The following is a 1,113-nucleotide window of genomic DNA, read 5'->3' as shown; positions in this document are numbered from 1 at the left end:
GGCGGCGGCGAAAACTGAGTGCAACACCTGACCTTTCCGGTACGGTGCTGTCCCTATGTCTTATTCCGAACTCAGCGTTGAAGAGCGCGCCACCATTCAAATCGGTCATGCCCAAGGTTTCAGCCTGCGCGGGATTGCCTGCTTGATCAACCGATCCCCTTCGACCATCAGCCGGGAGCTGCGCCGCAATCGAGATGCCTGTGGCGGCTACTCGGCCCGCGTGGCCCAGCAGCAGATGCAGGCCCGCCGTCAGGTGTGTCGACCGAAGCAAAAGCTGTTGCCGGGTAGCGAGCGCTTCGAATTGGTGGCGCATATGCTGCGTGAGCGTTTGTCTCCCGAGCAGATTGCCGGCAAGCTGCGCAGCATGAATATTCCCAGCCTCAGAGATGCCTACGTCTGTCGCGAGACGATCTATAACGCGATCTATGCCTTGCCAGTCGGCGAGCTGCGTAAAGAGCTGATCATCTGCCTGCGCCAAAGCAAGACGATGCGCAGGCCGCGCTCTGGCGGCGTGGATCGGCGCGGTCAGATCCCTGAGATGGTCAGTATTCATGTACGTCCGCCGGAGATCGAAGACCGACTGATGCCAGGGCATTGGGAAGGCGACCTGATCAAGGGCAAGGCCAACGCCTCGTCTGTAGGTACGCTGGTGGAGCGCACCAGTGGCTACCTGATGCTGGTGAAGATGAACGACGCGACGGCGACCTCGGCGATGGAAGGCTTCAGTGCAGCGCTCAATGGCATGCCGCTGGCGATGCGCAAGAGCATGACCTACGACCAGGGCCGAGAAATGGCGCGGCATGCTGAAATCACCCAGCAGACCGGGGTGGCGATTTACTTCTGCGACCCGCACAGCCCTTGGCAGCGCGGCAGTAACGAAAACATCAATGGCCTGATCCGCCAGTACCTGCCCAAGGGCACGGACTTGTCGGTGCATAGCCAGGAGGAACTGGATGCCATCGCACTGCAACTGAACATGCGCCCCCGTAAGCGCTTCGACTTCAAGTGTCCGATCGAGGTTATGGACGAGGTGATGCAGGAAGCTATGGCTATGCGGCATGATGCTCCAGCTTCAATTCAATAACCGTGTTGCACTCAGCTCCTGTAACCGCC

At 59.7% G+C, this 1,113-nt stretch carries 1 protein-coding gene; it reads left to right on the top strand.

Annotation, left to right across the window (positions count from 1 at the left end; all coding sequences use genetic code 11):
* Positions 1-55: 55 nt before the first annotated feature.
* Positions 56-1,084: an IS30 family transposase gene (locus QMX98_RS34710; protein WP_017846207.1), complete on the top strand. Its 1,029-nt coding sequence runs from the start codon at positions 56-58 to the stop codon at positions 1,082-1,084.
* The last annotated feature ends 29 nt before the right edge of the window (positions 1,085-1,113 follow it).

The sequence above is a fragment of the Pseudomonas sp. PS02303 genome (assembly GCF_029959925.1).
Taxonomy (GTDB): Bacteria; Pseudomonadota; Gammaproteobacteria; order Pseudomonadales; family Pseudomonadaceae; genus Aquipseudomonas; species Aquipseudomonas mandelii.
The sequence above is the reverse complement of the archived record's forward strand: the minus strand, read 5'-3'. Positions and strand labels throughout refer to the sequence as shown.